A 25521-nucleotide genomic window follows, 5' to 3' on the forward strand; every position below is an offset into this window, starting at 1 on the left:
ATTACGCCGCTTCAGACGCCGGGCGTGAAGTCAATATCGGACGGATTCGCGCGGCTACGCGCCGGAAAACCGAACAAGAGAGACGACGCGGGACCGGAGAGACGCGCTACTTGGAGTCGTTGCCGTCGCCGTCGAACCGGTAGGAGTCGGGGTCGGCGTCGTAGACGCCGTCACCGCCGCTACTGTTGCCGCTTCCGCCGGAGTTGCTCCCGCCGCTCGGGCCGGGCGACCCGCCGGGACCGCCGGGTCCGAAGTCGCCCTGCGGGAAGCCGGTGGTCCAGACGTTGCCGGTGACGAAGCCGTCGGCGCGCTTGTCGAGGTAGGGCTTGACGACGAAGCGCTTGAGCACCTCGCGGATGGGGTACCGGGTCACCGGGATGGCGAGCAGGAAGCCGATGGTGTCGGTGACGAGCCCCGGCGTGAGGAGGAACGCGCCTGCGGCGATGAGGAGGCCGCCGTCCATGACTTCGTTCGTCGGGAGGTCGCCCCCGGCGAACTTCGACTGGAGGCTTCTGAGGGTGTGTCTCCCCTCGGCGCGGACGATGAGCATCCCGACGAGTCCGGTCAGGACGACGAGCGCGACGGTCGGCACGAGGTCGATATACTGCGCGACGACCACGAGTAGCAACGCGTCGGAGAGGGGGATGAGGAGCAAGAGCGCCATCAGCGTGCGCGTTCGCATGGGCGACACTACCGGGTCGCGGCCCATAGCCCTTTTGTCCCGCCCGCGGCGCGCCGGTCTCCCGAACCCGTCCGCGGCGACCGTCGAGGATGCGCGCGACCCGCCGACTGCGACCGGCCGTGCCACGAGGGCTCGAAGCGCTTACCCGCGTCCACCGCGGATGGGTGGACATGACCGACGAGACGCGCGTCGAATGGCGAGAGTGGGGCCCCGACGCGTTCGCCGAGGCGCGAGCGGCGGACAAGCCCGTCCTGCTTTCGCTGTCGGCGACGTGGTGCGAGGACTGTCACGAGATGGACGCCGAGACGTACGCGGAGCCGCGCATCGCCGCGAACCTCAACGACGGCTTCGTCCCGATTCGGGTGAACGTGGACCGCCAGCCGCGCATCCGCGAGCGGTACAACATGGGCGGCTTCCCCTCGACCGTCTTCCTCGCGCCCGACGGCCACCCCATCACGGGCGCGACGTTCATCGGCCCAGACGGCATGCGGCAGGTCGTCGACCGCGTGCGCGAGGTGTGGGAGAAGAAGGGCGCGGACGCCGGACGCCTCCCACGGGCGCTCAGGGGCGACCTCCCGCCCGCGGGCGAGGTCTCGCCCCGAATCGAGTCGCACCTCGCCGGCCAGTTGGAAGTCGCCTTCGACGAGGCCCACGGCGGGTGGGGCGACGCCGCGAAGTTCCCGCTCCCGCGGACCGTCGAGTTCGCGCTGAAGCGCGACCGAAGCCGGGCGCTCCGGTCGCTCGACGCGATTCGCGACGGCCTGTTCGACCCCGTCGAAGGCGGCTTCTTCCGCTACGCCGACGACGCCGCGTGGTCGAAGCCGAACCGCGAGAAGACGCTCGAATCGAACGCCGCGCTCCTGCGGGCGTTCGCCAACGGCTACCGCTACACCGGCGAGGACGCCTACCTCGACCCGGCCGCGGGGACCGCCGAGTTCCTCGTCGACTCGCTGTGGACGGGAACCGGCTTCGCGGGGAGCATGGGTCCCGCCGCGGGGACGGACTACTACCTCCTCGGAAAGGAGGGCCGCGACAACGCGCCCGGCCCGCGGACCGACCTCACCGTCTACGCCGGCGGTAACGCCCTCGCCGCGGACGCGCTGTTGGTGCTTGCGGGCCTCACCGACGACGAGCGGGCCCGCGAGTACGGCTCCCGCGCGCTCGACCGAATCGCCGAAGACCTCGTCGACGACGGCGTCGTGACCCACTTCCGGTCCGGCGGCGACGCGGGCGAGAAGCTCCTGCTCGAAGACCAGGCGCGCGTGGTCGCCGCGGCCTGCCGCGCCCGACAGGTGCTCGGCGACGAGTCGGTCGCGGGCGACCCGCTCCTCGCGTTCGCCGCCGATGCCGCCGACGCCGCCATCGACGAACTGTTCGACGAGGGCTCGTTCCTCGACGGTCCCGCGAGCGGCGAGGCGCTCCTGTCGTCGCCGCTGCGCCCGCTCGACGGGAACGTGGAGATGGCGAACGCGCTGCTCGACCTCGCGGCGCTCACGGGCGACGAGCGCTACCGCGAGGTGGCACAGGAGACCATCGGCTCGTTCGCGGGCGCGTGGGACCGCATTGGCGTGCAAATCGCCGCCTACGGGACCGCGGCGGCGCGTCTGCTCCGCGACCCGCTCGTCGTGGAACTCAACGACGGCGTCGGCTCCGACCTCCACCGGGCGGCGCTCCGCGTCGCGGACCACGAGGCGCTCGTCGTTCCCGAGGCCGACGCCGACGACCTCGCGGACGGAACCGCGCGCGTCAGCGCCGGCGAGACGACGGTGGAGGCAACCACTCCCGAGGAGTTGATGCAGGCGGTGTCCTCAGTCACGCCCGACGCCTGACCGCGACCGGCGGCAACCGAACGCGGGTGTAAACATCCGGTTTGTTTATCAGGGAGAAACGAGACGGACGGTGCATGACCAGTCTGCGAGACCTCGGGTTGTCCGAGTACGAGGCCCGAGCCTACCGCGCGCTCCTGCGGACGGGCGCGACGACGGCCAAGGAGTTATCGCGCGCCAGCGACGTCCCCATGGGCCGCGTCTACGACGTGCTGAACAGCCTCGAACAGTACCACCTCATCCGGAGTCAGGCGGCCAGCCGGCCGAAGAAGTACGTCGCCGTCGAGCCCGACACGGCGCTCGACCGCCTGCTCGAATCGAAGCGCCAGGAGCTGGCCGAGAAGGCCGAGCAGTACGAGAACGTCGTCGCCGAGCTGACCGACGAACTCGACGCCGCGGAGCCCGTCCACGACCAGTTCTGGACGGCCGCGGTCGGCGCGGACGAGACCATCGACCTGCTCGTCGAGCGACTCGCGGCGGCCGACGACTCGCTCGTGATGGTCGCCGGGACGCCCTCGCCGCAGTTCGACCTCGACGCCGTCGGCGACCTCGTCGTCGACGAACTGGAGGCCGCGCTCGACCGCGGCGTGGAGGTCTCGATGCTCATGTCGCCGGACCTCGTCGACAGCCTGCCCGAGAGCGTCGGCCAGAGCTACATGAACCGGCTGTCGAGCGCGCAGAACTTCCACGTGCGAACTGCCGAGAACGTCACGGGCGTGTTCAATCTCATCGACGACGTGGAGGTCTGCATCGAGGTCCCGAACCCCCTCGACCCCGGACAGGCGTTCGCCATGATTGACCTGAAAGACCCCGAGTTCGCCGCCGACCTCCGGGAGACGTTCGACCCGCGCTGGGAGGAAGCGGCACCGCTCCCGCTGTAGGGATTCGGAGAGAGAAAACGGTAAACGGTCGTCTCCGGGTGTGGAGACCGTTCAGGCGTCGAGTTCGTCGCGGAGCTGTCCCAGCGTCACCTCGCGCTCGGCGTGCGCGTTGTGCTGGTGAATCGACTCGTCGTTCGACTGTTTCATGTGGACCACCGCGTCGTCGCCGAGGTGGTCGAGTGCGTCGATGGACATCTCGGCCATCGAGCGGACGCAGTCCTCGACGAACTTCGCGTTCGCGTGGGCGTGGTAGGTCATGTGGTCCTCGTCGGGGCGCTTGGCGAGGTTGTAGATGCGCGCCGACATCGAGTCGCGGGCGATGTCGATGAGGTCCATGAGGTCGACCTCGGGCGAGCCCTGCGTCTCGACGGTGAGCGTGGCGTGGCCGCGCTGGGAGTGGCCCGGCTGGGGGACCTTGTCGAGGAACTCCTCGATGGTGTCGTCGTCGACCGAGAGGTCCTGCAACACGTCGCGGGCGCGGGAGGCGGACATGCCCTGCGAGCAGGGACAGACGGTCATGCCGACCACTTCCGCGCCGATTTCCTCGCGGGTTCCCTCGTCGGTCGCGGTGGCGCTGGCGATGATCTGTGCGGTGCTCTGGGTGGAGAGTCCGCTGGCGGGGGTGTCCTCGCGGACGACGAGTTCGGCGGTCATGCTGACCTCGGCGGTCGTCGTGTACTCGTGCTTCGCGAGGAGGCGCTCGGCGGCGTCGCCGCACATGTCCTCGACGCGGTAGGCCGGCTCGGAGACGGCGGCTTCGAGGACCTCGTCGATGACCTGCATATTTCGGCTCATGTCGATGCCCTTGCGGCCGCCGGGGAGGTCGACGAAGACCTCGAACTCAGCCATCAAGACGAGGGGTCGCTTCCCGTCGCGGGCGATCTTGACGAGCTTCTCGACGCCTGTGACGCCGACCTGGCTCAGCCCGACGGTCACGTCCGGCTGGGAGGCCTGTACGTCAGGCAACTGGTGACTCATCGAAGGATAAAAAGTGCCGTTGCTGATTAGTGCTTTCGATAGGGGAACAGAATCGCGGGCGAACGCCCCGCTGTGCTCCGACTACGGCCAGTCGTCGCGCCCCTCGTCCTCGAAGGGGTCCGCGGGGGCGTCGTCGTCGCCGGCGAGCACCCACTCGGCGGCCTCGGCGGCGTCCTCGACGGGGAGGTACTCCCAGCCGGTCTCCTCGGCCACCGCGCGGTCCTCGTCGGACGTGCCGACGAAGACGTGCCGGTCGGTGTCGAACTGGCGCATCACGTTTTCGAGGCTCTCTTTGACGCCGCGCGGTCCGGAGAAGAAGTCCTGCCGGATGCGCTCTTTCCGGGTGAAGTTCGTCACGACGTACGTCGGCTTCTCGCTCACCACGCCGATGTACTTCGTCCACGTCCGGGCGTCCGAAAACGCCGCGTTCGGGTCGCCGAGCTGCTTGAGCGCGGAGAGTTCGAACGCGAGCGTCATCGTTCCTTGGCCGCCACCTGTTGCCATACCCGGCGATAGGCGGCGACGCGTGGAAAACGACTTCGGTCCCGGTCGTCCGCGAGCGGGAGGCCGTCGGCTCGGGGGCGACCGGGTCGGGTGGAGAACGCGAGCGACGGGACGGGCGCAGCGAGATTACTGAACGCGGACGTAGTCGGTGAACACCACGATGTCGCCCCGCGAGAGCCGCGAGGTGGTCGTGTCGATGTCGAGCCGGCCGGCGGGACTGGCGGTCGCGAGCGCGTGCTGGGTCCGCTCGCTCAACTCGTCGAAGTGGTGGACCCGAGCGCCCGGCGGCACGTCGGTAACGGGTGCGACGGTCGGCGGCGCGGTGACTGCTGGGGAAGACGGCGACTGTCCGTCTTTTGATGACATGTGGTAACACACACCATGAATGGGGATAAATGTTTGGCCGGCGGGACGACTGGCGGGCGCGTAACGACGGGCGAAAGAGAGCCAAGAACGAGGGGTCGAACCGCGAACGCGGGCGAGCGCTCGGCGAGCCGAGGCCGGGCCGGGCGGCCGCGCGCAGACGCGGCTGGCCGGGTGAAAACAGCGGGAGCGGGTCCCGAGTTACTGTTCGGCCGCCGCGCCTTCGAGGTCGTCGAGCTGGAAGTCCTGCTTCACGAGGATTTCCTTCTGCCCGCTGACGTCGACCTGCTCGCGCATGAGCTTCTTGTACTTCGTCTGCGGCGAGAGGTCGCCGATGAGGACGCCGCCGACGATTTTGCCGTCCTTGATGGCGAGACGCCGCCACTCGGTGTCGGAGTACTTGGCCTCGACGTGGTCGTCGCCGAGCGTCGGGTGGCCGAACGAGAGGAACGGGAAGTCGAAGTGGGTGATGGAGTACGACGAGACCCAGCGGAACTCCTCGGAGCCGTAGTCGACCATGTTCTTGGCCGCGATGGTGCCCTGCTCTTTGGCGGAGCCCCACGCGCCGTTCTGGGCGCGGTCGCCGAGGATGAGGTCGTGGAACTCGGTGATGTCACCGGCCGCGAAGATGTCGTCGTGGTTCGTCCGCATGAACTCGTCCGTGTAGATGCCGTTGTCGTACTCGATGTCGGTGCCACCGAGAATCTCCGTGTTGAAGTTCAGGCCGATGGCGATGCCGACGAAGTCGGCGTCGTAGCGGTCGCCGTTGGGGTCGACGGCGGTCGTGACGCGGTCGTCGTCGTCGACCTCGAAGTGGTCGACGCCGGAGTCGAAGACGGGTTCGACGTTGCGCTCGCGGAGCGCCTCGTGGATGATCTCCGCGCCTTCCTCGGAGAGCGCGTAGCGCCACCACGCCTTGCCGCGCATGAGGTACTTGCCCTCGACCTCCTGGGCGGCCGTGATGGCCGCGAGGTCGATGCCGAGCAGGCCCGCGCCGATGACGACGGAGTTGTCCGCGCCCTCGATGTGCTCTTTGATGTCGCGGGCGTCCTGGAACGTCCAGAAGTGGTGGATACCCTCCGCGTCGGAGTTCTCGACGGGGAGCTGGGTCGGCGTGCCGCCGATGGCCAGAAGCAGTTTGTCGTAGTCGTACTCGGTGCCGTCGTGGGCGGTGATGGTGTGACCCTCGGGGTCGATGTCCGTGACGAGCGTGTTGAGTTCGAGGTCCACGTCGCGGTCGTCGTACCACGACTCGTCGTGGATTGAGATGGGTGCCTCGGGCAGTTTGCCCTTGGCGAATTCCTTGATGAGAATGCGGTTGTACAGCGGTTCGCCCTCGTCCGTGATGATGGTGATGTCGGCGTCGGGTTCCTCTTCGCGGAGTGTCTCAGCCGCTGAGGCCCCGGCGATACCGTCGCCGACGATCACGTACGATTGGCTCATGACCCGACGTTTGTATTCGGGGTTAATGTGGATTGCTATCTCCCTCATGATTGTTTTGCAGCCGGAAATCGGGGCGAGATAAGGAGACGGGAGCCGAATCGCGGCTGTTACTGCGTCTCACCGAACCGCTCGGCGAAGCCGCCGTCGGCGGCGGCCGGGCACTCCGAGGGTGCCGACTCCGCGTCGTCGTCGCCGCGGGCGAACGCGGCGCGGGCAAAGCCGCGGACGCGACCGGGAACGCTACTGGTGGCGGCGATGCGGACGGCTCCGCGAACGCCGGCCACGCCGGCGGCGAAACCGAGCGGCCAGCCCAAGAACAGCGCCACGAGACCGAGACCGGGCGCGAGCGGGGCGACGAGCGTCGCGACCGCGGTGGCCGCGACGACGCCGAGGACCGCCGCGACCGCGACGAGCGCCGTCTCTGAGAGCGTTCTGAACCGGCTCGGGACCGTCTCTCGTACGTCGCCGCGGCCGAAGTGGATATCGTCGAACATGGTCGTTCTCCTCGTTTGGAGAGACGACCGCCGACACCAAAAGGGTAATCTGAATTACATTTCTGTAAGCGGGCTTACCGTAGCGCGCTTATGCAATCTTCTCGACAGCTTCGACCGCGGAGTCGACGACCGAGAGTTCGTCGTCGAGGTCGACGACGAGCGCCTCGTCTCCGTGTTCGATGCGGACGCGGACACGCCACGGGTCCTCCGAGACGACGGTGAGCGCGTCGTCGCCGACGACCCACGGGAAGCGCCAGAAGGGAGTTCCGCACACGTCCTCTCCCCGCGAGGAGAGGAAGCCGAGGACGGTCGACTCGTCGAGCAGGACCAGCCCCACGGGCGAGACGGCCTCGTAGCCGCACTGGGCGCAGCGGTGGGTCACGACCACGTCGAGGTCGAACGGGTCGGCGTCGCGGGACAGCGAGGTGCTCGTCGTCCCGCCGCACTCGGGGCAGACGCCGTCGGCGGCGAGGCAGTGGAGGTGTCGCACGCGCTGGTCGAACGCGGACAGGAGCGCCTCCGTGGTGCGCCCTTCGAGGCCGCCGGGCGGGAACTCCTCGTGGGCGTGGGTCCGCGCGCAGTCGGCGCAGGAGATTGTGAGTTTCTCGTCGCCGTAATCGGCTTCGAGGGAGCCGCCGCAGGCGACACAGGAGCCGGGTGCCGAAAAGGCGGGGAGGACGGGGTCCTCGTTGAACGTCCCCGCGAGCACGGCGCGGACGACCTTCTCGCCGGCGTGGCGGAAGTCGTAGCCGTCGTCGGTCTTGCGGACGAACTGGCCGCGAAGCTTTCCGAGGTGGTAGTTGAATCGCGCGCTGTCGTCGACGCCGACCCGTCGGCGGAGTTCGGAGAAGGGAACGGGTCGGTCGGGTGACTCCCAGAGCGCTTCGAGGATGGTGAGTCGGGTCTCGTCGGCGACGATGCCGAACGCTTCGGCCGGCGAGATGCAGTCGTCGCACTCGAGGACCGAGTCCTCGCGGACGGATGCGGAGTCGCTCATACCCCTCACATGCGGGCGAACCGCATTAAATCACCTCGTAAAATTTCGTTCGGGAACTCGCGGGTCGCGTCGCCCGCGTGAGTCAGGCGGGGTTGCGTCCGTCTCGCGCGGGACGCCCGCGAAGCGCCCCCGGAGACGTGGTCTTTACGTGTATCCGACCCGAAGCGGACGACGGAATGAAGATTCGCCAGAACATCCGCCACTTCGCGACGAAGAAGGCCCTCACCATGCCGGTCATCGGCGACATCGCCACCGAGAAGATGGTCGACCTCCACGTCCGTATCTTCGGCGAGCGCGCGGACTCCGACCGCAGAGCGGAGCGAGAGGCCCACATGGCGGCGTTCTTCGAGTGCACCTTCGACACCTATCTCGCGGCGCTCGACGCCGGCTTCCCCGAGGCCGAGGCCCGCGAGATAACCCACGTCCAGGCCAACTTCGACTTCTACAACCACGGCTGGACGGAGATGATGGAGATTCCGGTCGACGAAATCGAGGCCCACTACGAGCGGTACGAGGGGTTCTTCGAGCGCCACGGCATCGACATCGCGAACCCCCTCGGCGACTTCCGCACCATCGACATCCCGGACGCGCCCGCGACGCTCGACAAGCTCGACGACCCGGACCACCCCCACGCGGAGGGCGGCTTCGCCGACGACGTGTACGTCGAGGACGACTCGGGCGAGGTCGAAGCCGGCGGAGCCGACGAGCCCGAGGACGTGGACGTGTCGGCCGCGCCGGGGATGCAGGACGTCGACGGCACCGACGAGAAGACCGCGTAAGAGAAGTCGCGCGAAGTCGGGCCGGTTCTAATCGTCGGACGGCACGCGGGGGCCGACGTCGACGACGCTGTTTTTCCACGTCCCGCGGGTGAACCACGCGAACGCGAGCAGCGCCACCCCGACGTTCGAGAAGGCGATGCCGTACCAGATGCCGGTCGGACCCATGGAGAAGAACTCCACGAGCACGAACGACGCCGGGATGCGCAGCACCCACAGCGAGATGAGCGAGAACACCATCGCCGTCCGGGTGGACCCGCTCCCGCGGAACCCGCCGTTGACGACGTTGAACGCCCCGAGGAACAGGAACGTCGGACCGATGATGCGCAGGTAGTCCACGCCGATGGCGATGACTTCCTCCTCGCCGGGGATGAACACCGCGACGATGGGTTCGGCGAACAGGTAGGCGATGGCGGAGACGAACACCAGCGCGGTGACGATGATGCCGACGCCCCAGAAAACCGCGCGCTCGGCGCGCTCGGCCTGGTCAGCGCCGAGGTTCTGGCCGACGACCGTCGAGGTCCCCTGCGCGAGGCCGATGGCCGGCAGGAAGACGAGCGAGTTGAGGCGGTTGCCGATACCGAACGCGGCGACCGCGGTCTCGGTGCTGGCCCCGCCGGCGTTGACGGCGGCGTAGGCGACGAGCGCCGTGAGGGCGGTCACGCCGAGCGCGCGGGTCGACTGCTCGATGCTCGACGGCGCGCCGATGCGGACGATGCGCTCGACCATCTCGCGCTCCGGAATCAGGTCGCGCGGCGAGAGGCTGATGCCGACCCGGCCCGAAAGCAGGAGCCAGAAGCCGACGAGCGCGCCGACGCCGCGGGAGAACACCGTGGCGATGGCCGCGCCCTGCACGCCGAAGCCGGTGAAGCCGGTCGCGGCGAACAGCGACTGTCCGAGGCCTTCGAGACCGACGAGGCCGAATATCGGGTTCGCGTTGAACCCGAGGATGAGAAACGGGTCGAGGAAGACGTTGATGACGACGCCGAGACCCATCAGGTACATCGGCGTCTTGGTGTCGCCCCACCCGCGGAGCAGCGCCTGGAAGATGAAGAAGCCGAACATGAACGCGACGCCGAGGAAGATGGTGCGCGTGTAGTCGACCGCCAACTGGTGGACTTCGGTGCCGGGTGTCGTCCCGATGAGCGGGAGCAGTATCGGCGTCAACAGATAGCCGATGAGCGCGAACCCGGCCGAAAGCAGGATGACGAACCCGAGGGTCTGCCCGGCGGCGTGGTCGACCTCGTCGTGGTTACCCGCGCCCTTGTTCTGGGCGACGAGGACCGTCCCGGCGACGGTGAACCCGCCGCCGAACGAAATCATGAGGAAGACGAGCGGCCACGAAAAGGACAGCGCCGAGACGGCCTCGGAGCCGACGCGACCGACCCAGAAGGTGTCGGCGAGGTTGTACGCCACCTGCATGATCTGCGAGAAGACGAGCGGCAGCGACAGCACCAACATCGGCTTGACGAGGTCGCCGTCGACGAGGTTGACGTCTTTCGCCTTCGCGCTCATTCGTCGCCCTCCTCGCGCACGAGGTTCTCGACGACGAACTCGTCGAGCGCGGCGCGGACCTCGGTGGGCGCGTCGAAGGCGGACTGGCTCGCCGTCTCGGTTCCCGAGGGGTCGGTCACGGCGACGCGTTGGAGGCGCGCGCCGTCGAGCGCCGCGAAGAGGAGCGACGCGGTTCGGTCCGCGTCGACCTCGCGGAAGTGGCCTTCCTCGACGCCCTCGCGGATGATGTCGGCGAGGCGGCGGCGGATAATCGCCTCGTTCCGGGCGACCTGCTCGCGGTAGGCCTCGACGTACGGGGCCTGCGTCCGCAGTTCGTTGAGGGCGAGCCCGAAGCGGTCGTAGTCGCCGTCGTCGTCGCCGTCGGGGACCATCTTGTCGAGGAGGACCCGGAGGCGCGTCTCGGGGGCGTCGCCCTCGGTCGCGGCGACCCGCTCCTCGAACCGGTCGAACAGGTAGCCGAGGAACGCGACGAGCAGCTCCTGTTTCGTCCCGTAGTGGTAGTGGAGGAGGGACTTGCTCTTTCCGGCCTCGTCGGCGATTCGTTGCATCGTCAGGTCCGCGTAGCCGTGGGCGCACAGCGCCCGGTAGGTCGCGGCCATCAGTTCTTCGTGGACCTCGTCGGGGACCGACTGGTCCGGCGTTTCGTCTGCACCCACTAACTGACTAGTCAGTCAGCTACTTAAAAAGAAGTTGCGAACGAGAAACAAGTTGCCGGTAAGTGTGCGACGGTGCGCCACGAGAGAAATCGGCACGCTGTGGGACGGCCTCCCGCGAGAAGGTCGGAACAGTCCGAGAGCGTCGGCGTTACGGTCGCGCTACAGGCTGCGGTCGATGCGGTCGGCGACCTCGTAGCCGGCGACGATGCCGCCGTTGAGCGACCGTTCGGGGTACTGCGCTTCCGACGCCATCCCCGCGTAGTAGACCCCCTCGGCCACGTCGTCACCGAGGTCGTACGGCACCACGAGGTCGAGGTAGCCCCGCTCGTACACCGGCCCCGCCCGCGGGTTGCGAGCGATGCGGAACTCCTCGACCGCCGACCGGTCGAACTCGGGGAACATGTCCGCTATCTCGTCGAACCACGCGTCTTCGACCTCCTCGTCGCTCATCTGCCAGAGGTCCTCGTGCGGCCCCTGCACGTAGCTCGCGACGTACAAGAGGTGGTCGCCGCCGTAGCGTTCCTTCGGCACGAAGTTCGTGTGCTCGATGAGCGACCCGAACGGCGCGTCGTGGGCGATGTTGAGCCAGTAGGTGTCCATCAGCGACTCCGACATGGTCGCCAGCCCGCAGACCGCCCCCTGGAAGTCGATGTCGCAGGGGAACCCCGTGAGGTCTTCGAGCACGTTCGGCATCGTCGCCACGACGACCGACTCCACCTCGTGGGTCTCGGTCCCGTCGTCGGTGTCGACGGTCAGCGTCGAGACCGCCTCGCCGTCGGTGTCGAGTTCCGTCACGCGCGCGCCGGTCTCGATGTGCTCGCGGCCGACCGCCTCGACGAGCGCGTCGATGAAGGGCGCGAAGCCGCCGTCGAAGTAGCCGAGTTTCTCCCCGCGCAGCAGGTCGCGCTCGCCGCGGAAGCGGACGCGCCCGAGGAACCACGACGCCGACACGTCGTGCTTGCGCTCGCCGAACTTCCCGTCGAGGAGCGGGTCGACGAAGTTGTCGTAGACGCCGCGGGTGGTGTGCTCGACGACGAACTCCTCGATGGGCGTGTGTTCGTACTCGGCGAGTTCCTCGTAGGCGTCGAAGTCGGGGACGCCACCGCGGACGTCGACGCCGAGGGTGAGCATGCCGAGGCGGAACTTGTCGTAGAGGCTCATGTGGGGGTAGGCGGCGATTTGCCAGGCGGTGTCCAGCGGGTGGACGACGCCATCGACGTAGTAGGCGTTCTTGCCGATGCGCCACTCAAGGTCGTCTTCGAGGCCGAGTTCCCCGGCGAGTTCGACGATGGTCTCTTCGGACTTCGAGAGGTGGTGGTAGAACTTCTCGATGTCGTCGCCGTCCGTCTCGTAGGTTGCGGCGAGGCCGCCGAGAGAGTCGGCCGCCTCGAAGACTCGAACGTCGTGACCCCGGTTCTGGAGTCGGTACGCCGCGGCGAGGCCCGCGATGCCGCCGCCGACGATGCCTATCATGCCCCGACGTTCGGCGTCGGGTGGAAAGTCCTTTCTGATTGGCCGGGTCCGCCGCCGACGGTGGGAGTTTTAACCCCTGTCGACAGAAAGCCGGGCATGCACGGCGCTCCGTACTGGCAAGCGACGCCGTACACGATTCCCATCGGAATCGGTGCGGCCCTCTTCGTCGCGCTCGGCGCGTACCTCTTTCGCCGCCGGACGGAGCGTCGCCTCGTCCCCGGCGCGACCCTCGGTGCCCTCCTGCTGTTCGCGTCCGGGCTCTGGATGGGGACGTACGCGCTCGAACTCTCCCTGACCGACTTCTCGACGAAGGTCCTCTTGAACCAACTCGGCTACTTCGGCATCGCGCCGCTCCCGCTCCTGTGGTTCGCGTACGTGATGCGCCACGCGGGCGTGAAACTGGAGTCCCGAGTCGCGTGGGCGGCGCTCGGGTCCGTGCCAGTCGCCGTCGTCGCGCTCGTGCTGACGAACTCGTGGCACGGCCTCATCTGGACCGACCTTTGGCTCGACGCCGACCACGGCTACGTCGTTCTCGTCAACGAACACGGCGTCGCCTTCGCCGGCTTCATCGTCTACGCCTACGCCCTCATCCTGTTCGGGTGCGCCACCCTCGGCCGGACGCTCCTGCGGTCCGACGGCATCTACCGGAAGCAGACGCTCGCCCTCCTCGGCGGCGGACTGGTCCCGACCGTGGGCGGCGTCGTCTACGTCGCCGGCCTGAGCCCCGTTCCAGGTCTCAACATCCCCGTGCTGGCCTTCTCGGTCGCCTCGGGGGCGGTCGCCTGGAGCGTCTTCCGACACCGACTGTTCACGCTCGTCCCCGTCGCGTGGGAGTCGGCCGTCGAGTCGATGCACGACGCCGCGCTCGTCCTCGACGGCGACGGGCGCGTCATCGACGTCAACCCCGCTGGCGAGCAGTTCCTCTCGCTTCCCCTCTCGGACGCCTACGGACGGTCGGTCGTGCGCGTCCTCCCCGCGGAAATCGTCGACGCGCTCGACGGCGTTCCGCAGTCCGACGCGGAGACGGAGACGACGGTCCCGACGGACGACGGCGAGCGCGCCCTCCTCGTAGAGACGACGCCGCTGGGCGACGAGGCGAACATGACGGGGACGCTCGTCCTCCTCCGCGACGTGACAGAACGGGTCGAACGCGAGCGACGGCTCGAACGCCAAAACGAGCGGCTCGACGAGTTCGCGTCGGTCGTCTCTCACGACCTGCGGAATCCGCTCACCGTCGCCCGCGGCTACCTCGAACTCGCAGCCGAGACCGGCGACGAGGAGTACTTCGAGCGAATCGAGGACGCCCACGACCGGATGGAGAACATCATCGAGGACCTGCTCACGCTGGCCCGCGAGGGCGAGACGCTCACCGACGTGACGCCGGTCGCGCTGCGAACGGTCGCACAGGAGGCGTGGGACGGCACGGTCGTCGGCGACGCGGCCCTCGACGTTCGGGCCGACCGGACTATCGCCGCCGACCGAGGACGACTCCGCCAGCTGTTCGAGAACCTGTTTCGGAACGCTGTCGAGCACGGCTCGACAGGCCGCCGGGATGCTCCCGGCGACGCCGTGGAACATGGTTCCACGGGCAACCAGACTACGTCTGGTGACGCTGTGGAACACGGTTCCACAGGCAGTCGGATTCCATCCGACGACGCTGTAGAACACGGTTCTACAGGCAACCGGACTGTGTCCGGTGACGCCGTCGAGCACGGGAGCGAAGACGACGACGCGCTCACCGTCGCCGTCGGCGCGCTCGACGGCGGCTTCTACGTCGAAGACGACGGGCCGGGCATTCCGGAGTCCGAGCGAGCGGACGTGTTCGAGCGGGGGTACACGACCCACGAGAACGGGACCGGATTCGGCCTGCCCATCGTCAAGACGATTGCGGACGCCCACGGTTGGTCCGTCAGCCTCGGCGAGTCGGACGCTGGCGGGGCGCGGTTCGAGTTCACCGGCGTCGAGACCGACCCCGAGCCCGCGAACGCGGAGCAGTCGACGAGCGACTGAGCGCGCGACGAGGGGTCGGTTGCGACGTTCGCCACATTTTTATCTGCGATAAGGCAACAGCGGGGCATGGTTACGGTCCGCGCACCCGCCACGAGCGCCAACCTCGGAAGTGGGTTCGATGTCTTCGGCGTGGCTCTCGACCGCCCCGCCGACATCGTTCACGTCGAACGGGCGGACCGGACGACAATCGAAGTGACCGGCGTCGGCAGCCAGTACATCCCGACCGACCCCGACCGGAACGTCGTCGGGGCGGTCGCGGAGGCGCTCGACGCCCCCGCGCACATCCGCATCGACAAGGGCGTCCGCCCGTCGTCCGGACTCGGCTCGTCGGCGGCGAGCTCGGCCGCCGCCGCGGTCGCGCTGAACGAGCTGTACGATCGCGGGCTCTCCCGCGAGGAACTCGTCCCCGTCGCCGCCGAGGGCGAGGCGGTCGTCTCCGGCGAGGCCCACGCCGACAACGTCGCGCCCGCGCTCCTCGGCGGCTTCACCGTCGCGACCGACGAGGGCGTCACGACCGTCGACGCCGACATCCCGCTCGTCGCCTGCCTCCCCGAAATCGCCGTCTCGACCCGCGACGCCCGACGAGTCGTCCCGAGCGACGCCAGCATCGAGGACATGGTCCACACGGTCGGCCGGGCGGCGACCCTCGCGGTCGGGATGTGCCGCCGCGACCCCGACCTCGTCGGCGCGGGGATGCACGACCGCGTCGTCACGCCCGCGCGGGCTGAACTCATCAACGGCTACCACGCGGTCCGCGAGGCCGCCCTCGACGCGGGCGCGTCCGGCGTCACCGTCTCCGGTGCCGGTCCCTCGGTCCTCGGCGTCTGCCAAGCGGCCGACCGCACCCGCGTCGCCGGCGCGATGCTCGAAGCGTTCGACGAGGCAGACGTGGACGCCCGCGCCTACAAGACGCGGGTCGGTCGCGGGGCAGAAGTATTCGAACTCTGAGTGGTACAGAGAGAACCACTCGCACGCACGATTCTCGTCTCTTCCCGCGTCTGAGCTACTGCAACGCGTTGACGCGGTCGTTGGTAACACGATTCCGAGAAGACTTTTCTCACTATCACGATATATTCGACCATGGAACGAGCACTCGTCGTCGTCTCCCCCGAAGAACGGTCGCACCGAATCCTCCGCGAGGCCGGCGAACTGGCCGCCGGCAGCGGTGCGGAACTCGTCGTCCTCACGGTTCTCCCGGACGAGGAGTTCGAACGGACCCGCTCGGCGCTCGCCAGCGTCGGCTCCTCGGACGTCGTCTACGGCATCGACCAGGCCATCGAGTCGGCCACCCGTCGCGCCAAGCGCGTCGCCCGCGAGGCGTTCGAGGGACTGGACCTCGATTATCGCATCGTCGCCGACATCGGCCCCGAGGCCGACACCATCCTCGAAACGGCCCGCTGGGAGGGCTGCGACCACCTCTTCATCTCCGGTCGCCGCCGCTCGCCCGCCGGCAAGCTCATCTCCCGGGACCTGACGCAGTCGGTCATGCTCAACTTCGACGGCCCGGTCACCGTCCTCCTCGGCGAGGAGTCGTCGGACGACGGGAAGGGGAAGGGGAAGTCGGGACTCCTCGCCTGAAGCGGGCGGCGCGCCGAGTCGCAAGAAAAACCGAATCGAAAACCGAGACGGCCGGTCGTCGTCGGGTGTCGCCGCGCTAGACGCCGCGGTCCTGCAGCTTGTCCTCGTCGGCCATGCCGACGTTCGCCTCGCCTTTCATGCCCTTGCCGATGCCGGCGGCGATGTCGGCGAGTGTGTCGGGGTCGTCCCAGTTGTTGACGGCCTCGACGATGGCCTCACCCATCTGTTCCGGGTCCTCCGCGCCGAAGATGCCGGAGCCCACGAAGATGCCGTCGCACTCGTGGTACATCATGAGCGCGGCGTCGGCGGGCGTGGCGATGCCGCCGGCCGCGAAGTTGACGACCGGCAGGCGACCCATCTCGGCCGTCTCGTGGACGAGTTCGGCGGGCGCTTCGTGCTCGCGGGCCCACTTCTCGCGCTCGTCGAAGTTGAGACCGGTCAGCGTCCGAATCTGGTGTTTGATGGTGCGCTGGTGCGTGACGGCCTGGTTCACGTCGCCCGTGCCGGCCTCGCCCTTGGTTCGAATCATCGCCGCGCCCTCGTTGATGCGGCGGAGCGCCTCGGGGAGGTTGCGCGCGCCGCAGACGAACGGCGAGGTGAACTCGCGCTTGTCGATGTGGTAGTCGTTGTCCGCCGGGGTGAGCACCTCGCTCTCGTCTATCATGTCGACGCCGATGGACTCGAGAATCTGCGCCTCGGTGTAGTGGCCGATGCGGGCCTTGCCCATCACCGGGATGGAGACGGCGTCGATAATCTCCTTGACCGTCTCGGGGTCGGCCATCCGGGAGACCCCGCCGCGCTTGCGGATGTCCGCCGGGACGGCTTCGAGCGCCATGACGGCGACCGCGCCGGCCTCCTCCGCGATTTTCGCTTGCTCTGCGTCGACGACGTCCATGATGACGCCGCCCTTCTGCATCTGGGCGAACCCGCGCTTGACGAGTTCGGTCCCGCGCCGAAGCTCCTCCAGGTCGGTCTCCTCTGGCATATCCGTCGCTTGCGACTGGGTTTACTTAAGCGGTCGCTTCCATCCGTCAACCGTTCGCATTCCGCACAGGTCGTGTTTCGCGCTCGGGTCGAGTTGTGGTGATTCTGTTGAACGGCTCGGTTTTTTGACAGATGTCGCGTGCAACACTCAGAGGGTGTATTCAGCACGGGTTCACCAACGCAGATTAGGTCTGTGGTACTGCGGTTGCGACCTCTCGTCTCCGGAGCCAATACTCCCCTCCGGCGAGGAGCGCATAGGCGAGCAGGTAGAACGGTGCCCAGAAGAGTACTAAGGCGAACGCAGGCGCGTCACCTCCTTCAGCCCCAAGAACGGGCACGTAAATCAAGACGTGCCAGAACAGCAAAACGAATCCCATGAGAATGGCAGGGCCTCGAATCCGATAGCGAATCCACAACACGATGGGGATTCCAATCGTGCCGAATGCGAAGGGTAATCCAATCCCAAAAGATGGCCAGAACGAGCCGGTGATTTGTACGTCGGACGCGAGTGCGCTGTACCCAAAAACGAGGCCAGTATACACGACGCTCGCAACGACACCGCGTAGGATTGCTCGCTTCCAACTTCCTCTCGAAGGGGACGATTCGTGGAGGGACGACATGGGAGAAGATAGCGGCCACCAATTAATAAATTGACACCATGTGCTGGGCGAACCGGCTACCCTGACTGAACCGTCGTGTCGTGACCGACTTGCGCGCTGTATTCAGCACGCCCTCAGTAAACTATCAGCGGCTGAAGACTTCAACAGCGCCGCCAGCGTGATCTCCCAACCGCCGACACCGGCCGCAGTCACCGAGACCGGCATCACTTTTGCATCCCCCCGCTTCGGCGTGGGTATGGACGCGGCGACCCGACTGCGCCGACTGCTCGACGACGACGACCTCCCGGCGGGGACCGACCTCCCGCGGTGGCTCGCACCCCTGCCGGAGTGGCTGGAGAACTTCGGTCTCAACATCGCGTGGCTCGTGGTCGTCATCAACCTCGTCGGGACCGCCTTCGGATTCTGGTACTACGGCTACCAGTTCAGCATCGAACCGGTCGTGATGTGGCCGCTCGTCCCCGACAGCCCGGTCGCCACGCTGTTCATCGCGCTGTCGCTCGCGCTCTGGAAACTCGGGCGGTCCAACGAGTACGTCAACGCCCTCGCCTTCTTCGGCTGTCTCAAACTCGGGCTGTGGACGCCGTACGTCCTCCTCGTGTTCAAAAGCGACTTCTCGTACCTCCACTGGGCGATGTACAACTTCCTCTTTTGGAGCCACCTCGCCATGGTCGTCGAGGCCTTCCTCATCCAGCGGTACGCCGAGTTCCCGTCGCTCGCCGTCCTCATCGCGGTCGGCTGGTACGGCCTCAACGACCTCGTGGACTACTTCGTTCCCATCGTGGGCACGCCCCACCACACGCTCATCCCGGCCGAGCCAATCGTCGACGGCGTCGTTCAGCACGTTTCGCCCGCCCACGAGTACGCCGCGGCGGGCGCGGTCCTCCTGACGGTCGCGGCGACGTTCCTCGCGCTCGCGACGCGGGTCGCGAAGCTCGAACGGGGCGGCATCGACTGACCGAGAACCGACGACGCGTCGGCCGACTCGGACGTAGCCTTTTGTCCCGCCGACCCTAACCGACGGGCCATGCGCCTCTTCGACCGCGTGGCCGACCTGCCGCTGACCGTCGAGTCCGTCTCCCGCGACCGCTTCGAGAGCGACACGTCGAGCGGCTTCCTACGCAAGACGACGGTGTTCTCGCTCGCCGGCGACGGCGCGGTCGGCCGCGGCGAGGACGTGACCTACGACACGGAGGACCACGACGCCCTCGCGGACGCCCCCGAGGACGCCTTCGACCTCGCCGGCAGCTACGACTCGTTCGCCGACTTCTCCGCGGCGCTCGACGGGGTCGACCTGTTTCCGACGAAGGTGCCCGAGCGCGAGACGGCCGAACACTACCGGCGCTGGGCGCTCGAATCCGCCGGGCTCGACCTCGCGCTCCGACAGGCCGGCACGGACCTCGCGTCCGCCGTCGACCGCGAGCGTGACCCGCTTCGGTTCGTCGTGAGCACCCGCCTCGGCGACCCGCCGTCGGCCGACCGCGTCGAGATGCTCCTCGACCGCGACCCCGACTGCGAGTTCAAACTCGACCCGACAACTGACTGGCACGATGAGCTTGTGTCGTCGCTCGCCGCCCACGACCGCGTCCGCATCCTCGACCTCAAGGGTCAGTACGAGGGGACCGACGTGGACCAAGCACCCGACCCGGAACTCTACGAGCGCATCCTGTCGGGCTTCCCCGACGCCGTCGTCGAGGACCCGGCGTTCACCGACGAGACGCGCCCGCTGTTCGACGGACACGAGGGCCGCGTCTCGTGGGACGCCCCGATTACCGGCGTCGAATCCGTCGAGAGCCTGCCGTTCGAGCCGTCGTGGCTGAATATCAAGCCCTCGCGGTTCGGCACGGTCGAGTCGCTGTTCGACACCATCGAGTACGCCGACGAACGCGGGATGTCGCTGTACGGCGGCGGCCAGTTCGAACTCGACGTGGGCCGGGACCACATCCAACTGCTCGCGTCGGTGTTCTACCCCGACGGTCCGAACGACGTGGCTCCCGGCGAGTACAACCTTCCCGAGCCGCCGGCGGGACTGCCGACGAGCCCGCTCGAACCGGGCGACGACCCGTCGGGGCTGGAGTTCTAAGAACCGAAACCCGGCCGCTCCAAAGAGACGCGTCGAGGGGTGCGCTGGCCGCGTTACTCGCCTTGCTGTACTTCGAATATCTCGTCGGCGACGAGGCCGTGGGCCTCTTCGTGGACTTTCGCCCCGGCCTCCTTGTTCGGTGCCTCGAAGAGACAGAAGACCGCGCCGTCCTTCTCGTCGACCCAGTAGTGCTTGTAGTTCACTCCGTACTTGCCCTGCGTCTCGAGGTCGGCGCGGTGGGCCTCCGCGACGTCTTTCGCACTTCCCTCTACGTTCCGGTGTACGTCCATGTATAGCGGCATGGTTGCTAGTGTATAGCACGCCAGCGCGGATAATCGTTCTTTATTATTTACCAGAACATCCTGATACAAGTGTCAGACGCCAGCTTAGTCGAGTATTCCCCGGCTCGAACCACACGAGATATATTCAGATGGTCGCCAGATTCGCGACATCGTGACGAACGCCGCATCCGTGCGGTCCGGGGTGAATCGGTTCTCTCCCGTAGCCCGCTTCACCGACGGCTCACTCGTCGCTGTCGGCGTGGGCGCGGACCCACAGCTGGCCGATTCGGGAGAGGCGCGTCCGGTAGGACTTCCCGCGTTCTTCCTGTTCGATGTAGCCCTTGCCGCCGGGGCCGAGGCGGTCGACGTTGTAGATGACCTTCGACCGGAAGGAGTCGGTGTACTCCTCGTTCATCTCGCGGGCGAGCGCCTCCGCGAGTTCGGAGACCGAGCCGAACTCGCCGTGCTCGCCGAGTTTGAACAGGATGACCTCCTCGAACGGTTTGACGTTGGAGAAGGAGGCCACCGGGAGTTCGACGATGTGGCGGCCGTCAATCTGCTTCGCGCCGATGGTCGTCCCGCGCTCGTCGAACTCCGACAGCAGGTCGGAGGTGGCGTCGAGGCGCTCGCGGATGCGGTCGGCGTCGATTTCGCCCGATTCGAGGAGGTCCGAAAGGAGCGCGCGCTCGGTCCGCAACTCCTCGGCGAGTTCGGTTTCGAGGTACTTCTCGGGGGCCGTGTAGTAGGTGTGGATGCGCTCGCGGTCGGCCTGTCGCTCGACCATGATGGAGTGGGCGGCGGTCGCGAACGCGAAGGAGACCGGCCGGGGCATCGCGCTCACGTTGACCCACACCTCGCCGGGTTCGTCGTCGTCGCCGCGGAGTTCGTCGTCGGCGTCGAGTTCGGCGTTGATGAGGTCGTACGCCTGCTCGAACGCCGCGTCGTAGTCGTACACGTCGTCGACGATGACGCGTTCGGTCTCCGCGCCGAGGAGGTTCTCGAAGTCCTTGCCGAGCTTGCCCGAGAGGTTCCGCGAGTACTCGACGTTCGCCTCGCTCCCGACGGCCCCTTCGAGGAGGATGACGCGGTCCACGTCCAACTGATCGCGGATGAGCGGCGCGATGAGTCGGTCGTAGTCGAAGCCGACGGGAACGATGTGCGTCTGCATACGTGGTACGTGTGCGGGGTTGGTTATGAATCCGACCAACTGGCCCGACTGTCACTCCCCGTCCCACACCGCGTGGCCCCAGCGCTCCCACGCCAGCCACGCCACCACGCCGCCGACGAACGCGACGCCGAGGTTCACCGCGACGCCGACGAGGCCGATAGCGACCACGAGGGGGTAGCCGTCCGCGCGGGTCAGGCTGGTCAGGCTCGTCCGCGCCAGTTGCAGGCCGATAATCGCCAGGATGACGCCGAGCATGGCGACCGGGTAGGCGGCGACCACGTCCACGGCGAACAGGGCGACGAGGACGTAGCCGACGCCGAGAATCACGTTCGCGCCGGCGGTCCGCGCGCCGAAGGCGTACTTGCCGGCGACGCCGCCGCTGCCGTGGCACATCGGAAAGCCGCCGAGGGGGACCGCGAGGAGGTTCATCGCGCCCATGCTGGTGGCGAGTTCGTCGGCGGAGACGTCGCGGTCGAAGTAGTCCGCGAGCAGGACCGACGTGGCGAGCGCGGCGTTGCCGACGGTCATCGCCAACTGGGCGACTGCGGCCTCAGCGACGGAGAACGAGAGGTTATCGAGCGAGAGCAGTCGGGCGTCGCCGACCGACGGGACCGCGAGCGACAGGTGTCCAACGTCGGCGACGGCGACCGCGCCGCCGACCGCGAGGACGGCGAGGGCGCTCAGGTTCGAGCGCTTGGTGAGCAGGGCGACGGCGGCGACGGCGACCGCGAGGCCGGCGAGCGGGAGGTCGCCCGCGCCGAGTTCGAGGCCGGTCGAGAGGAGGACGAGCGCGACGCCGAACTGGACGCCGCGGACGACCGGCGCGCCGATGTAGCGGCTCACGCGGTCGAGCGAGCGCGTTCGGCCGATAGCGAGGAGGACGACGCCGAGGCCGAACCCGGCGAGGAGCGCCTCGCCGGTCGTGACCGTCTCGGCGAGGACGAGCGCCGCCAGCGCCTTCATCGGTTCGACCGACAGCGGGACCGCGTAGTACAGCCCCCAGACGACCTGAAACACGCCGAACCAGACGAGCACGACGGCCAGCGAGAGGTCCGTCAGGCGGGCGACGGCGACGACGATGGGGAGGACCGTAACCGAATCTCCCACCGCGCCGGTGAACTCGTGCCACGAGAAGTCCACCGCGAGTTCGTCGCCGTACGGGAACGAGACACCCATCGGATGGTGGTTCCGCCCCGACGGGGAAATGTATTTGCGTAATCGAGAGACGTGACAGTCGGCGACGAGAGAAACCGAAATCAATTACGCAGTCGCCCGGGGGCGCCGAAGCCGCCGTCACTCGAACGTCGAGAGGTCGAAGTGGACGCCGCCGCGGAGGTAATCGATGCCCATGAACAGCATCAGGGGGGCGAGCAGGAGCGCGGACAGCCCGCCGAAGTAGGGGTCGCCGCGGGCGTCGAGGACGGACGAGAGGCCGTTGGCGAGCACGGCCAACCCGAAGCAGACGTAGCCCGCGCCCGCGACGACGTGCCACCGGAGCGTCGTCGACCCGAGAGCGACCGATTCGCGGATGCCGGCGACGACCAACAGCACGCCGGCGGCGGTGAACAGCGCGAACCGGGCGAACGAAAGCGGGTGAGCGGGCGCGCCGAGAAGCACGAGGCCGACGGCGATGAGCAGGTCGAACACCCCGACGACGGCGAGGAATCGGCGGTCCATGTGCGCCCGTCTCGGCGGGGATATGAAAATCTGACTACAGCTTCGTGGACGGCCGGCGGCGAACGCGACGACCGCTCACTGCGTCGCCGACAGGTCGGCCGAGTCGACGACGGTTGCGAACTCCCGGTTCAGGTGCGCCAGCGCGGTGCGGTGCATCTCGTCGGCCGAGAAGCGCTCGCCGTCGTGACCCTCGCGGTCGAACGTCGCGGCCGCGTCCGCGGGGAGGTACACGTCGAAGCCGAGGTTCTCGGCCATCCGCGCCGTCGTCGAGACGCAGTGGTCGGTCGTGAGGCCGCAGACGACGAGCGTCGAGTAGTCGCGCTCGCGGAGCCACGCTTCGAGGTCGGTGCCGATGAAGCCGCTGTTGACGCGCTTCGTGAACACCGGTTCGCCGTCGACGGGTTCGGCCTCGGGTTTCCACGCGAAGCCCTCGCCGTCGCGCCGGAGCGGCGAGTCGGGTTCGGTGGAGTCGTGGCGGACGTGGACGACCGGGCGGTCGGTCGCGCGCCACGCCGCGAGCAGGTCGGCGACGCGCGCTTCCATCTCGGGGTTGTTGCGGTCGCCCCACACCAGGTCGTCGAAGCCGACCTGCATGTCGACGCAGACGAGGACGGCGTCGGCCGGGAGGTCGGCGGCGGTCATCGGCCGGCCCTCGAATTGGCGGCCGTCATCAGTCGTCCGCCGGGGCCATCGGCACCTTCGGGTGCTCGCGCGTGATGCGAATCGGGCACTCGTCGGGCGCTTGCGACTCGTCCGACGAGAACATGTACTGCGGCCACTCGCGGTCGCCCTCGACGCCCCAGTCGCCGAGGTCGGCGTGGGGGCAGACCCCGTCGTACTCCTCGATGCGGCCCTGAATGACCTCGCGGGCCTTCTGGCCGGGCTCGGTGTCGGCGGTGATGCCGTCGAACAGCGCGCGCGGCTGGAACGTGATTTCGAGGCCCCACGGGCAGTAGCGGCTGACACGCTCGTCGTAGAACGGCGCGCGGGTCGTCGGGAACATCGGTTCGCCGCCGAAGGAGAACTCCCACGTCGGGTCGTCGGGGTCGGTCGGGATGTCCGCCGGCCACGGCTCGGGGTCGTTGACGTGGAGGAACTGGAGGACGTGCCAGAGGTGTTCGTGGTAGTCGGCCTCGGTGAGGTCTTCCGCCGGCGGCTTGAAGAACGCGACGAGCGAGCACGCCTCGGAGTAGTCCGGGTACACGTCGAGGTATTCGAGGAGGGTGTCGCGGAGCGCCAACAGCGCGTCTTTGTCGGTCATCGAATCCACGAAGGTGTAGAGGGCGTCGCCGTTGCGCTCGGACTCGATGCCGAAGTAACACGGGAACGGCGCGCCGTCGCGGTCGCCGAGCATCGTCTCGCGGAACGTCTCGTAGTGCTGTCTCGCCCAGTCGGGGAGGTCGCCGTCGTCGAGGCGGCGGCGGAGCACGTCCTGCTCCATGAGCACTTGGTGGCCCGACTCGTTCATGCGCGTCAATTGGATTCAGCGGCTTTGAGGGTTCGGGTTCGGGGGGCGAACACGACCCTCGAAACGACGGGTGACGGCCCTCGTCGCCATCCGCGAAGCCGCCGTCGTCCCCGGCCTCAGAGCGGGCGGTCGAGTTTCAGGTACCGCGTCTCGTACCCCATCGACTCGTAACACGACCGGGCGGCGTCGTTGTCGGCGTGGACGCTCAGCGCGGCCCGCTCGCACCCGCGGTCGCGGCCCCACTCGTGGGCCCGTTCGAGGAGTTCCGTGCCGACGCCCTCGCCCCGCGCTTCGGGTGCGACGTAGAGCTCTTTCACCTTGGCGACCGACCCGCGGGCGAACACCGGCGGGGAGTCGGCGTCGGCGACCGTGACGTAGCCCCGGAGCGACCGCTCGGCGGAGTCCGATTCCGCGCCCGCGGCCGCGACGGCGACGAACATTCGAGTGTTCTCGGCTTCCGCCTGCTCAGTCCGGTAGTCGAGCGCCTCGGCCCGCACGTCCGCGTCCTCGGCCAGCGCGTCGTGGTCGTCGATGTCACCCATCTCCTCGGCGAACGGGAGCCACAGGTCGTCAACCAGCGCGTCCACCTCGTCGGCCCGGAGCGGTCGAATCTGCATGAGTCACCGACGACTCGTGGGAATGTCAAAAGAGTAACTGTGTTGGGCGTTCGGGGCGATTCGCCGCGCCGGCCACGCTCGAATCGGGGCACGACCGGCGCGTCCGTCTCACTCGATTTCGAGGCCGCCGGCGTCGGCTCCGTCGTCCGCGCCCTCGTCCCACTCCAGTTCGAACTCGATGCTCAGTTCGTAGGGGCCGCCCGCGGGGCCCTCGCGCTCGGCTTTCACCTCGAACGTCGGCGACGCGGGCGGCTCCATCGTGACGGTCTGGTCGCCGGACTTCAGCGTAATCGGCTCGCCCGCGTCGAGCTTGTCGGCGACGGTTCGGAGATACGACGCGATTTCCGCTCGCGCCTGTCGGTTCTCGGATTTGAAGAGCACTTCTTCGGGCATGGACCGTAGGTTACACCCGCAGGGGGTTAAGCTTCGTTGCGGTGACGAAACCGACGG

The 25521-nt window shown here is 67.9% G+C and carries 27 protein-coding genes; 8 read left to right on the forward strand and 19 right to left on the reverse strand.

The window, feature by feature from the left end; genetic code table 11:
* Positions 1-106 precede the first annotated feature (106 nt).
* On the reverse strand, positions 107-682 hold the full coding sequence (locus DEQ92_RS11205; RefSeq protein ID WP_004975403.1) for an FxsA family protein: 576 nt from the start codon (positions 680-682) through the stop codon (positions 107-109).
* 170 nt (positions 683-852) lie between these two features.
* Here DEQ92_RS11205 and DEQ92_RS11210 point away from each other — a divergent pair, with 170 nt between their 5' ends.
* Positions 853-2511, forward strand: coding sequence for a DUF255 domain-containing protein (locus DEQ92_RS11210; RefSeq protein WP_004975404.1), 1659 nt, complete (start codon positions 853-855; stop codon positions 2509-2511).
* A gap of 74 nt (positions 2512-2585) precedes the next feature.
* The gene (locus DEQ92_RS11215) at positions 2586-3389 is read left to right on the forward strand and encodes a TrmB family transcriptional regulator (RefSeq protein ID WP_004975406.1); all 804 of its coding nucleotides are present in this window, start codon (positions 2586-2588) and stop codon (positions 3387-3389) included.
* 51 nt (positions 3390-3440) lie between these two features.
* On the opposite strand, the gene mptA is transcribed toward DEQ92_RS11215, so the two are convergent.
* The 6 genes from mptA to DEQ92_RS11245 form a co-directional block, all read right to left on the reverse strand.
* Positions 3441-4367 (reverse strand): GTP cyclohydrolase MptA, encoded by a 927-nt coding sequence (mptA, locus tag DEQ92_RS11220; RefSeq protein ID WP_004975407.1) that lies wholly within the window; start codon positions 4365-4367, stop codon positions 3441-3443.
* Positions 4368-4448: 81 nt separating this feature from the next.
* Positions 4449-4844, reverse strand: a complete 396-nt coding sequence (locus DEQ92_RS11225; RefSeq protein ID WP_004975410.1) for a hypothetical protein — start codon at positions 4842-4844, stop codon at positions 4449-4451.
* Positions 4845-4997: 153 nt separating this feature from the next.
* Positions 4998-5237, reverse strand: coding sequence for a hypothetical protein (locus tag DEQ92_RS11230; RefSeq protein ID WP_115820776.1), 240 nt, complete (start codon positions 5235-5237; stop codon positions 4998-5000).
* 198 nt (positions 5238-5435) lie between these two features.
* Entirely contained in the window at positions 5436-6677 is a 1242-nt protein-coding gene (locus tag DEQ92_RS11235) for an NAD(P)/FAD-dependent oxidoreductase (protein WP_004975414.1), read from the reverse strand.
* A gap of 107 nt (positions 6678-6784) precedes the next feature.
* Entirely contained in the window at positions 6785-7171 is a 387-nt protein-coding gene (locus tag DEQ92_RS11240; protein WP_115805136.1) for a hypothetical protein, read from the reverse strand.
* A gap of 88 nt (positions 7172-7259) precedes the next feature.
* Positions 7260-8168, reverse strand: coding sequence for a winged helix-turn-helix domain-containing protein (locus DEQ92_RS11245; protein ID WP_115820777.1), 909 nt, complete (start codon positions 8166-8168; stop codon positions 7260-7262).
* A 137-nt stretch (positions 8169-8305) separates the two neighbouring features.
* Between DEQ92_RS11245 and DEQ92_RS11250 the strand changes: the two genes are divergently transcribed.
* Positions 8306-8947: a DUF6149 family protein gene (locus DEQ92_RS11250; RefSeq protein ID WP_004975419.1), complete on the forward strand. Its 642-nt coding sequence runs from the start codon at positions 8306-8308 to the stop codon at positions 8945-8947.
* A gap of 27 nt (positions 8948-8974) precedes the next feature.
* On the opposite strand, the gene DEQ92_RS11255 is transcribed toward DEQ92_RS11250, so the two are convergent.
* The 3 genes from DEQ92_RS11255 to DEQ92_RS11265 all read right to left on the reverse strand — a co-directional run bounded on the left by DEQ92_RS11255 (position 8975) and on the right by DEQ92_RS11265 (position 12588).
* Positions 8975-10459 carry an MATE family efflux transporter gene (locus DEQ92_RS11255; RefSeq protein WP_004975421.1) on the reverse strand — a complete coding sequence of 495 codons (1485 nt, stop codon included), beginning with the start codon at positions 10457-10459 and terminating at the stop codon, positions 8975-8977.
* Complete coding sequence (locus DEQ92_RS11260) at positions 10456-11115, reverse strand: TetR/AcrR family transcriptional regulator (protein ID WP_115820778.1); 660 nt, start codon at positions 11113-11115, stop codon at positions 10456-10458. Before DEQ92_RS11260 ends, DEQ92_RS11255 begins: the two co-directional genes overlap by 4 nt.
* 159 nt (positions 11116-11274) lie before the next feature.
* Positions 11275-12588 carry an NAD(P)/FAD-dependent oxidoreductase gene (locus DEQ92_RS11265; protein ID WP_115820779.1) on the reverse strand — a complete coding sequence of 438 codons (1314 nt, stop codon included), beginning with the start codon at positions 12586-12588 and terminating at the stop codon, positions 11275-11277.
* Positions 12589-12684: 96 nt separating this feature from the next.
* On the opposite strand from DEQ92_RS11265, the gene DEQ92_RS11270 reads away from it, so the two are divergent.
* From DEQ92_RS11270 to DEQ92_RS11280, 3 genes are all read left to right on the forward strand, one after another.
* Positions 12685-14598, forward strand: a complete 1914-nt coding sequence (locus DEQ92_RS11270; protein ID WP_115820780.1) for a histidine kinase N-terminal 7TM domain-containing protein — start codon at positions 12685-12687, stop codon at positions 14596-14598.
* A 66-nt stretch (positions 14599-14664) separates the two neighbouring features.
* Positions 14665-15546, forward strand: coding sequence for a homoserine kinase (locus tag DEQ92_RS11275; RefSeq protein WP_115820781.1), 882 nt, complete (start codon positions 14665-14667; stop codon positions 15544-15546).
* A 132-nt stretch (positions 15547-15678) separates the two neighbouring features.
* Positions 15679-16176, forward strand: a complete 498-nt coding sequence (locus DEQ92_RS11280; protein WP_115820782.1) for a universal stress protein — start codon at positions 15679-15681, stop codon at positions 16174-16176.
* Between the two features lie 76 nt (positions 16177-16252).
* Here the strand turns inward: DEQ92_RS11280 and pdxS are convergent, their stop codons facing one another.
* The gene (gene pdxS / locus DEQ92_RS11285; RefSeq protein WP_115820783.1) at positions 16253-17161 is read right to left on the reverse strand and encodes a pyridoxal 5'-phosphate synthase lyase subunit PdxS; all 909 of its coding nucleotides are present in this window, start codon (positions 17159-17161) and stop codon (positions 16253-16255) included.
* An 854-nt stretch (positions 17162-18015) separates the two neighbouring features.
* Here pdxS and DEQ92_RS11295 point away from each other — a divergent pair.
* Positions 18016-18735, forward strand: coding sequence for a DUF1405 domain-containing protein (locus DEQ92_RS11295; protein ID WP_115820785.1), 720 nt, complete (start codon positions 18016-18018; stop codon positions 18733-18735).
* A gap of 69 nt (positions 18736-18804) precedes the next feature.
* Positions 18805-19860 (forward strand): hypothetical protein, encoded by a 1056-nt coding sequence (locus DEQ92_RS11300; protein ID WP_004975435.1) that lies wholly within the window; start codon positions 18805-18807, stop codon positions 19858-19860.
* Positions 19861-19913: 53 nt separating this feature from the next.
* On the opposite strand, the gene DEQ92_RS11305 is transcribed toward DEQ92_RS11300, so the two are convergent.
* From DEQ92_RS11305 to DEQ92_RS11340, 8 genes are all read right to left on the reverse strand, one after another.
* Positions 19914-20162 (reverse strand): DUF4242 domain-containing protein, encoded by a 249-nt coding sequence (locus tag DEQ92_RS11305; RefSeq protein ID WP_147299488.1) that lies wholly within the window; start codon positions 20160-20162, stop codon positions 19914-19916.
* Positions 20163-20382: 220 nt separating this feature from the next.
* Positions 20383-21309: a DUF6293 family protein gene (locus tag DEQ92_RS11310; RefSeq protein ID WP_004975440.1), complete on the reverse strand. Its 927-nt coding sequence runs from the start codon at positions 21307-21309 to the stop codon at positions 20383-20385.
* Positions 21310-21360: 51 nt separating this feature from the next.
* On the reverse strand, positions 21361-22485 hold the full coding sequence (locus tag DEQ92_RS11315) for a putative sulfate/molybdate transporter (protein WP_115805141.1): 1125 nt from the start codon (positions 22483-22485) through the stop codon (positions 21361-21363).
* A gap of 117 nt (positions 22486-22602) precedes the next feature.
* Positions 22603-22986, reverse strand: coding sequence for a hypothetical protein (locus DEQ92_RS11320; protein WP_004975446.1), 384 nt, complete (start codon positions 22984-22986; stop codon positions 22603-22605).
* Between the two features lie 75 nt (positions 22987-23061).
* Complete coding sequence (locus DEQ92_RS11325; RefSeq protein WP_115820786.1) at positions 23062-23628, reverse strand: cysteine hydrolase family protein; 567 nt, start codon at positions 23626-23628, stop codon at positions 23062-23064.
* 28 nt (positions 23629-23656) lie between these two features.
* The gene (locus DEQ92_RS11330; protein ID WP_115820787.1) at positions 23657-24454 is read right to left on the reverse strand and encodes a YqcI/YcgG family protein; all 798 of its coding nucleotides are present in this window, start codon (positions 24452-24454) and stop codon (positions 23657-23659) included.
* 116 nt (positions 24455-24570) lie between these two features.
* Positions 24571-25071, reverse strand: coding sequence for a GNAT family N-acetyltransferase (locus DEQ92_RS11335; protein WP_004975454.1), 501 nt, complete (start codon positions 25069-25071; stop codon positions 24571-24573).
* 108 nt (positions 25072-25179) lie between these two features.
* Entirely contained in the window at positions 25180-25464 is a 285-nt protein-coding gene (locus DEQ92_RS11340) for an amphi-Trp domain-containing protein (RefSeq protein ID WP_004975456.1), read from the reverse strand.
* Positions 25465-25521 lie beyond the last annotated feature (57 nt).

It is taken from the genome of Haloferax sp. Atlit-6N, from assembly GCF_003383195.1.
Lineage (GTDB): Archaea > Halobacteriota > Halobacteria > Halobacteriales > Haloferacaceae > Haloferax > Haloferax gibbonsii.

What these genes read in the sequence shown, in the direction of transcription:
- DEQ92_RS11205 (WP_004975403.1), bottom strand. Translation starts at nt 682, where the DNA reads ATGCGAACGCGCACGCTGATGGCGCTCTTGCTCCTCATCCCCCTCTCC.
- DEQ92_RS11210 (WP_004975404.1), top strand. Translation starts at nt 853, where the DNA reads ATGACCGACGAGACGCGCGTCGAATGGCGAGAGTGGGGCCCCGACGCG.
- DEQ92_RS11215 (WP_004975406.1), top strand. Translation starts at nt 2,586, where the DNA reads ATGACCAGTCTGCGAGACCTCGGGTTGTCCGAGTACGAGGCCCGAGCC.
- mptA (WP_004975407.1), bottom strand. Translation starts at nt 4,367, where the DNA reads ATGAGTCACCAGTTGCCTGACGTACAGGCCTCCCAGCCGGACGTGACC.
- DEQ92_RS11225 (WP_004975410.1), bottom strand. Translation starts at nt 4,844, where the DNA reads ATGACGCTCGCGTTCGAACTCTCCGCGCTCAAGCAGCTCGGCGACCCG.
- DEQ92_RS11230 (WP_115820776.1), bottom strand. Translation starts at nt 5,237, where the DNA reads ATGTCATCAAAAGACGGACAGTCGCCGTCTTCCCCAGCAGTCACCGCG.
- DEQ92_RS11235 (WP_004975414.1), bottom strand. Translation starts at nt 6,677, where the DNA reads ATGAGCCAATCGTACGTGATCGTCGGCGACGGTATCGCCGGGGCCTCA.
- DEQ92_RS11240 (WP_115805136.1), bottom strand. Translation starts at nt 7,171, where the DNA reads ATGTTCGACGATATCCACTTCGGCCGCGGCGACGTACGAGAGACGGTC.
- DEQ92_RS11245 (WP_115820777.1), bottom strand. Translation starts at nt 8,168, where the DNA reads ATGAGCGACTCCGCATCCGTCCGCGAGGACTCGGTCCTCGAGTGCGAC.
- DEQ92_RS11255 (WP_004975421.1), bottom strand. Translation starts at nt 10,459, where the DNA reads ATGAGCGCGAAGGCGAAAGACGTCAACCTCGTCGACGGCGACCTCGTC.
- DEQ92_RS11265 (WP_115820779.1), bottom strand. Translation starts at nt 12,588, where the DNA reads ATGATAGGCATCGTCGGCGGCGGCATCGCGGGCCTCGCCGCGGCGTAC.
- DEQ92_RS11270 (WP_115820780.1), top strand. Translation starts at nt 12,685, where the DNA reads ATGCACGGCGCTCCGTACTGGCAAGCGACGCCGTACACGATTCCCATC.
- DEQ92_RS11275 (WP_115820781.1), top strand. Translation starts at nt 14,665, where the DNA reads ATGGTTACGGTCCGCGCACCCGCCACGAGCGCCAACCTCGGAAGTGGG.
- DEQ92_RS11280 (WP_115820782.1), top strand. Translation starts at nt 15,679, where the DNA reads ATGGAACGAGCACTCGTCGTCGTCTCCCCCGAAGAACGGTCGCACCGA.
- pdxS (WP_115820783.1), bottom strand. Translation starts at nt 17,161, where the DNA reads ATGCCAGAGGAGACCGACCTGGAGGAGCTTCGGCGCGGGACCGAACTC.
- DEQ92_RS11295 (WP_115820785.1), top strand. Translation starts at nt 18,016, where the DNA reads ATGGACGCGGCGACCCGACTGCGCCGACTGCTCGACGACGACGACCTC.
- DEQ92_RS11300 (WP_004975435.1), top strand. Translation starts at nt 18,805, where the DNA reads ATGCGCCTCTTCGACCGCGTGGCCGACCTGCCGCTGACCGTCGAGTCC.
- DEQ92_RS11305 (WP_147299488.1), bottom strand. Translation starts at nt 20,162, where the DNA reads ATGCCGCTATACATGGACGTACACCGGAACGTAGAGGGAAGTGCGAAA.
- DEQ92_RS11310 (WP_004975440.1), bottom strand. Translation starts at nt 21,309, where the DNA reads ATGCAGACGCACATCGTTCCCGTCGGCTTCGACTACGACCGACTCATC.
- DEQ92_RS11315 (WP_115805141.1), bottom strand. Translation starts at nt 22,485, where the DNA reads ATGGGTGTCTCGTTCCCGTACGGCGACGAACTCGCGGTGGACTTCTCG.
- DEQ92_RS11320 (WP_004975446.1), bottom strand. Translation starts at nt 22,986, where the DNA reads ATGGACCGCCGATTCCTCGCCGTCGTCGGGGTGTTCGACCTGCTCATC.
- DEQ92_RS11325 (WP_115820786.1), bottom strand. Translation starts at nt 23,628, where the DNA reads ATGACCGCCGCCGACCTCCCGGCCGACGCCGTCCTCGTCTGCGTCGAC.
- DEQ92_RS11330 (WP_115820787.1), bottom strand. Translation starts at nt 24,454, where the DNA reads ATGAACGAGTCGGGCCACCAAGTGCTCATGGAGCAGGACGTGCTCCGC.
- DEQ92_RS11335 (WP_004975454.1), bottom strand. Translation starts at nt 25,071, where the DNA reads ATGCAGATTCGACCGCTCCGGGCCGACGAGGTGGACGCGCTGGTTGAC.
- DEQ92_RS11340 (WP_004975456.1), bottom strand. Translation starts at nt 25,464, where the DNA reads ATGCCCGAAGAAGTGCTCTTCAAATCCGAGAACCGACAGGCGCGAGCG.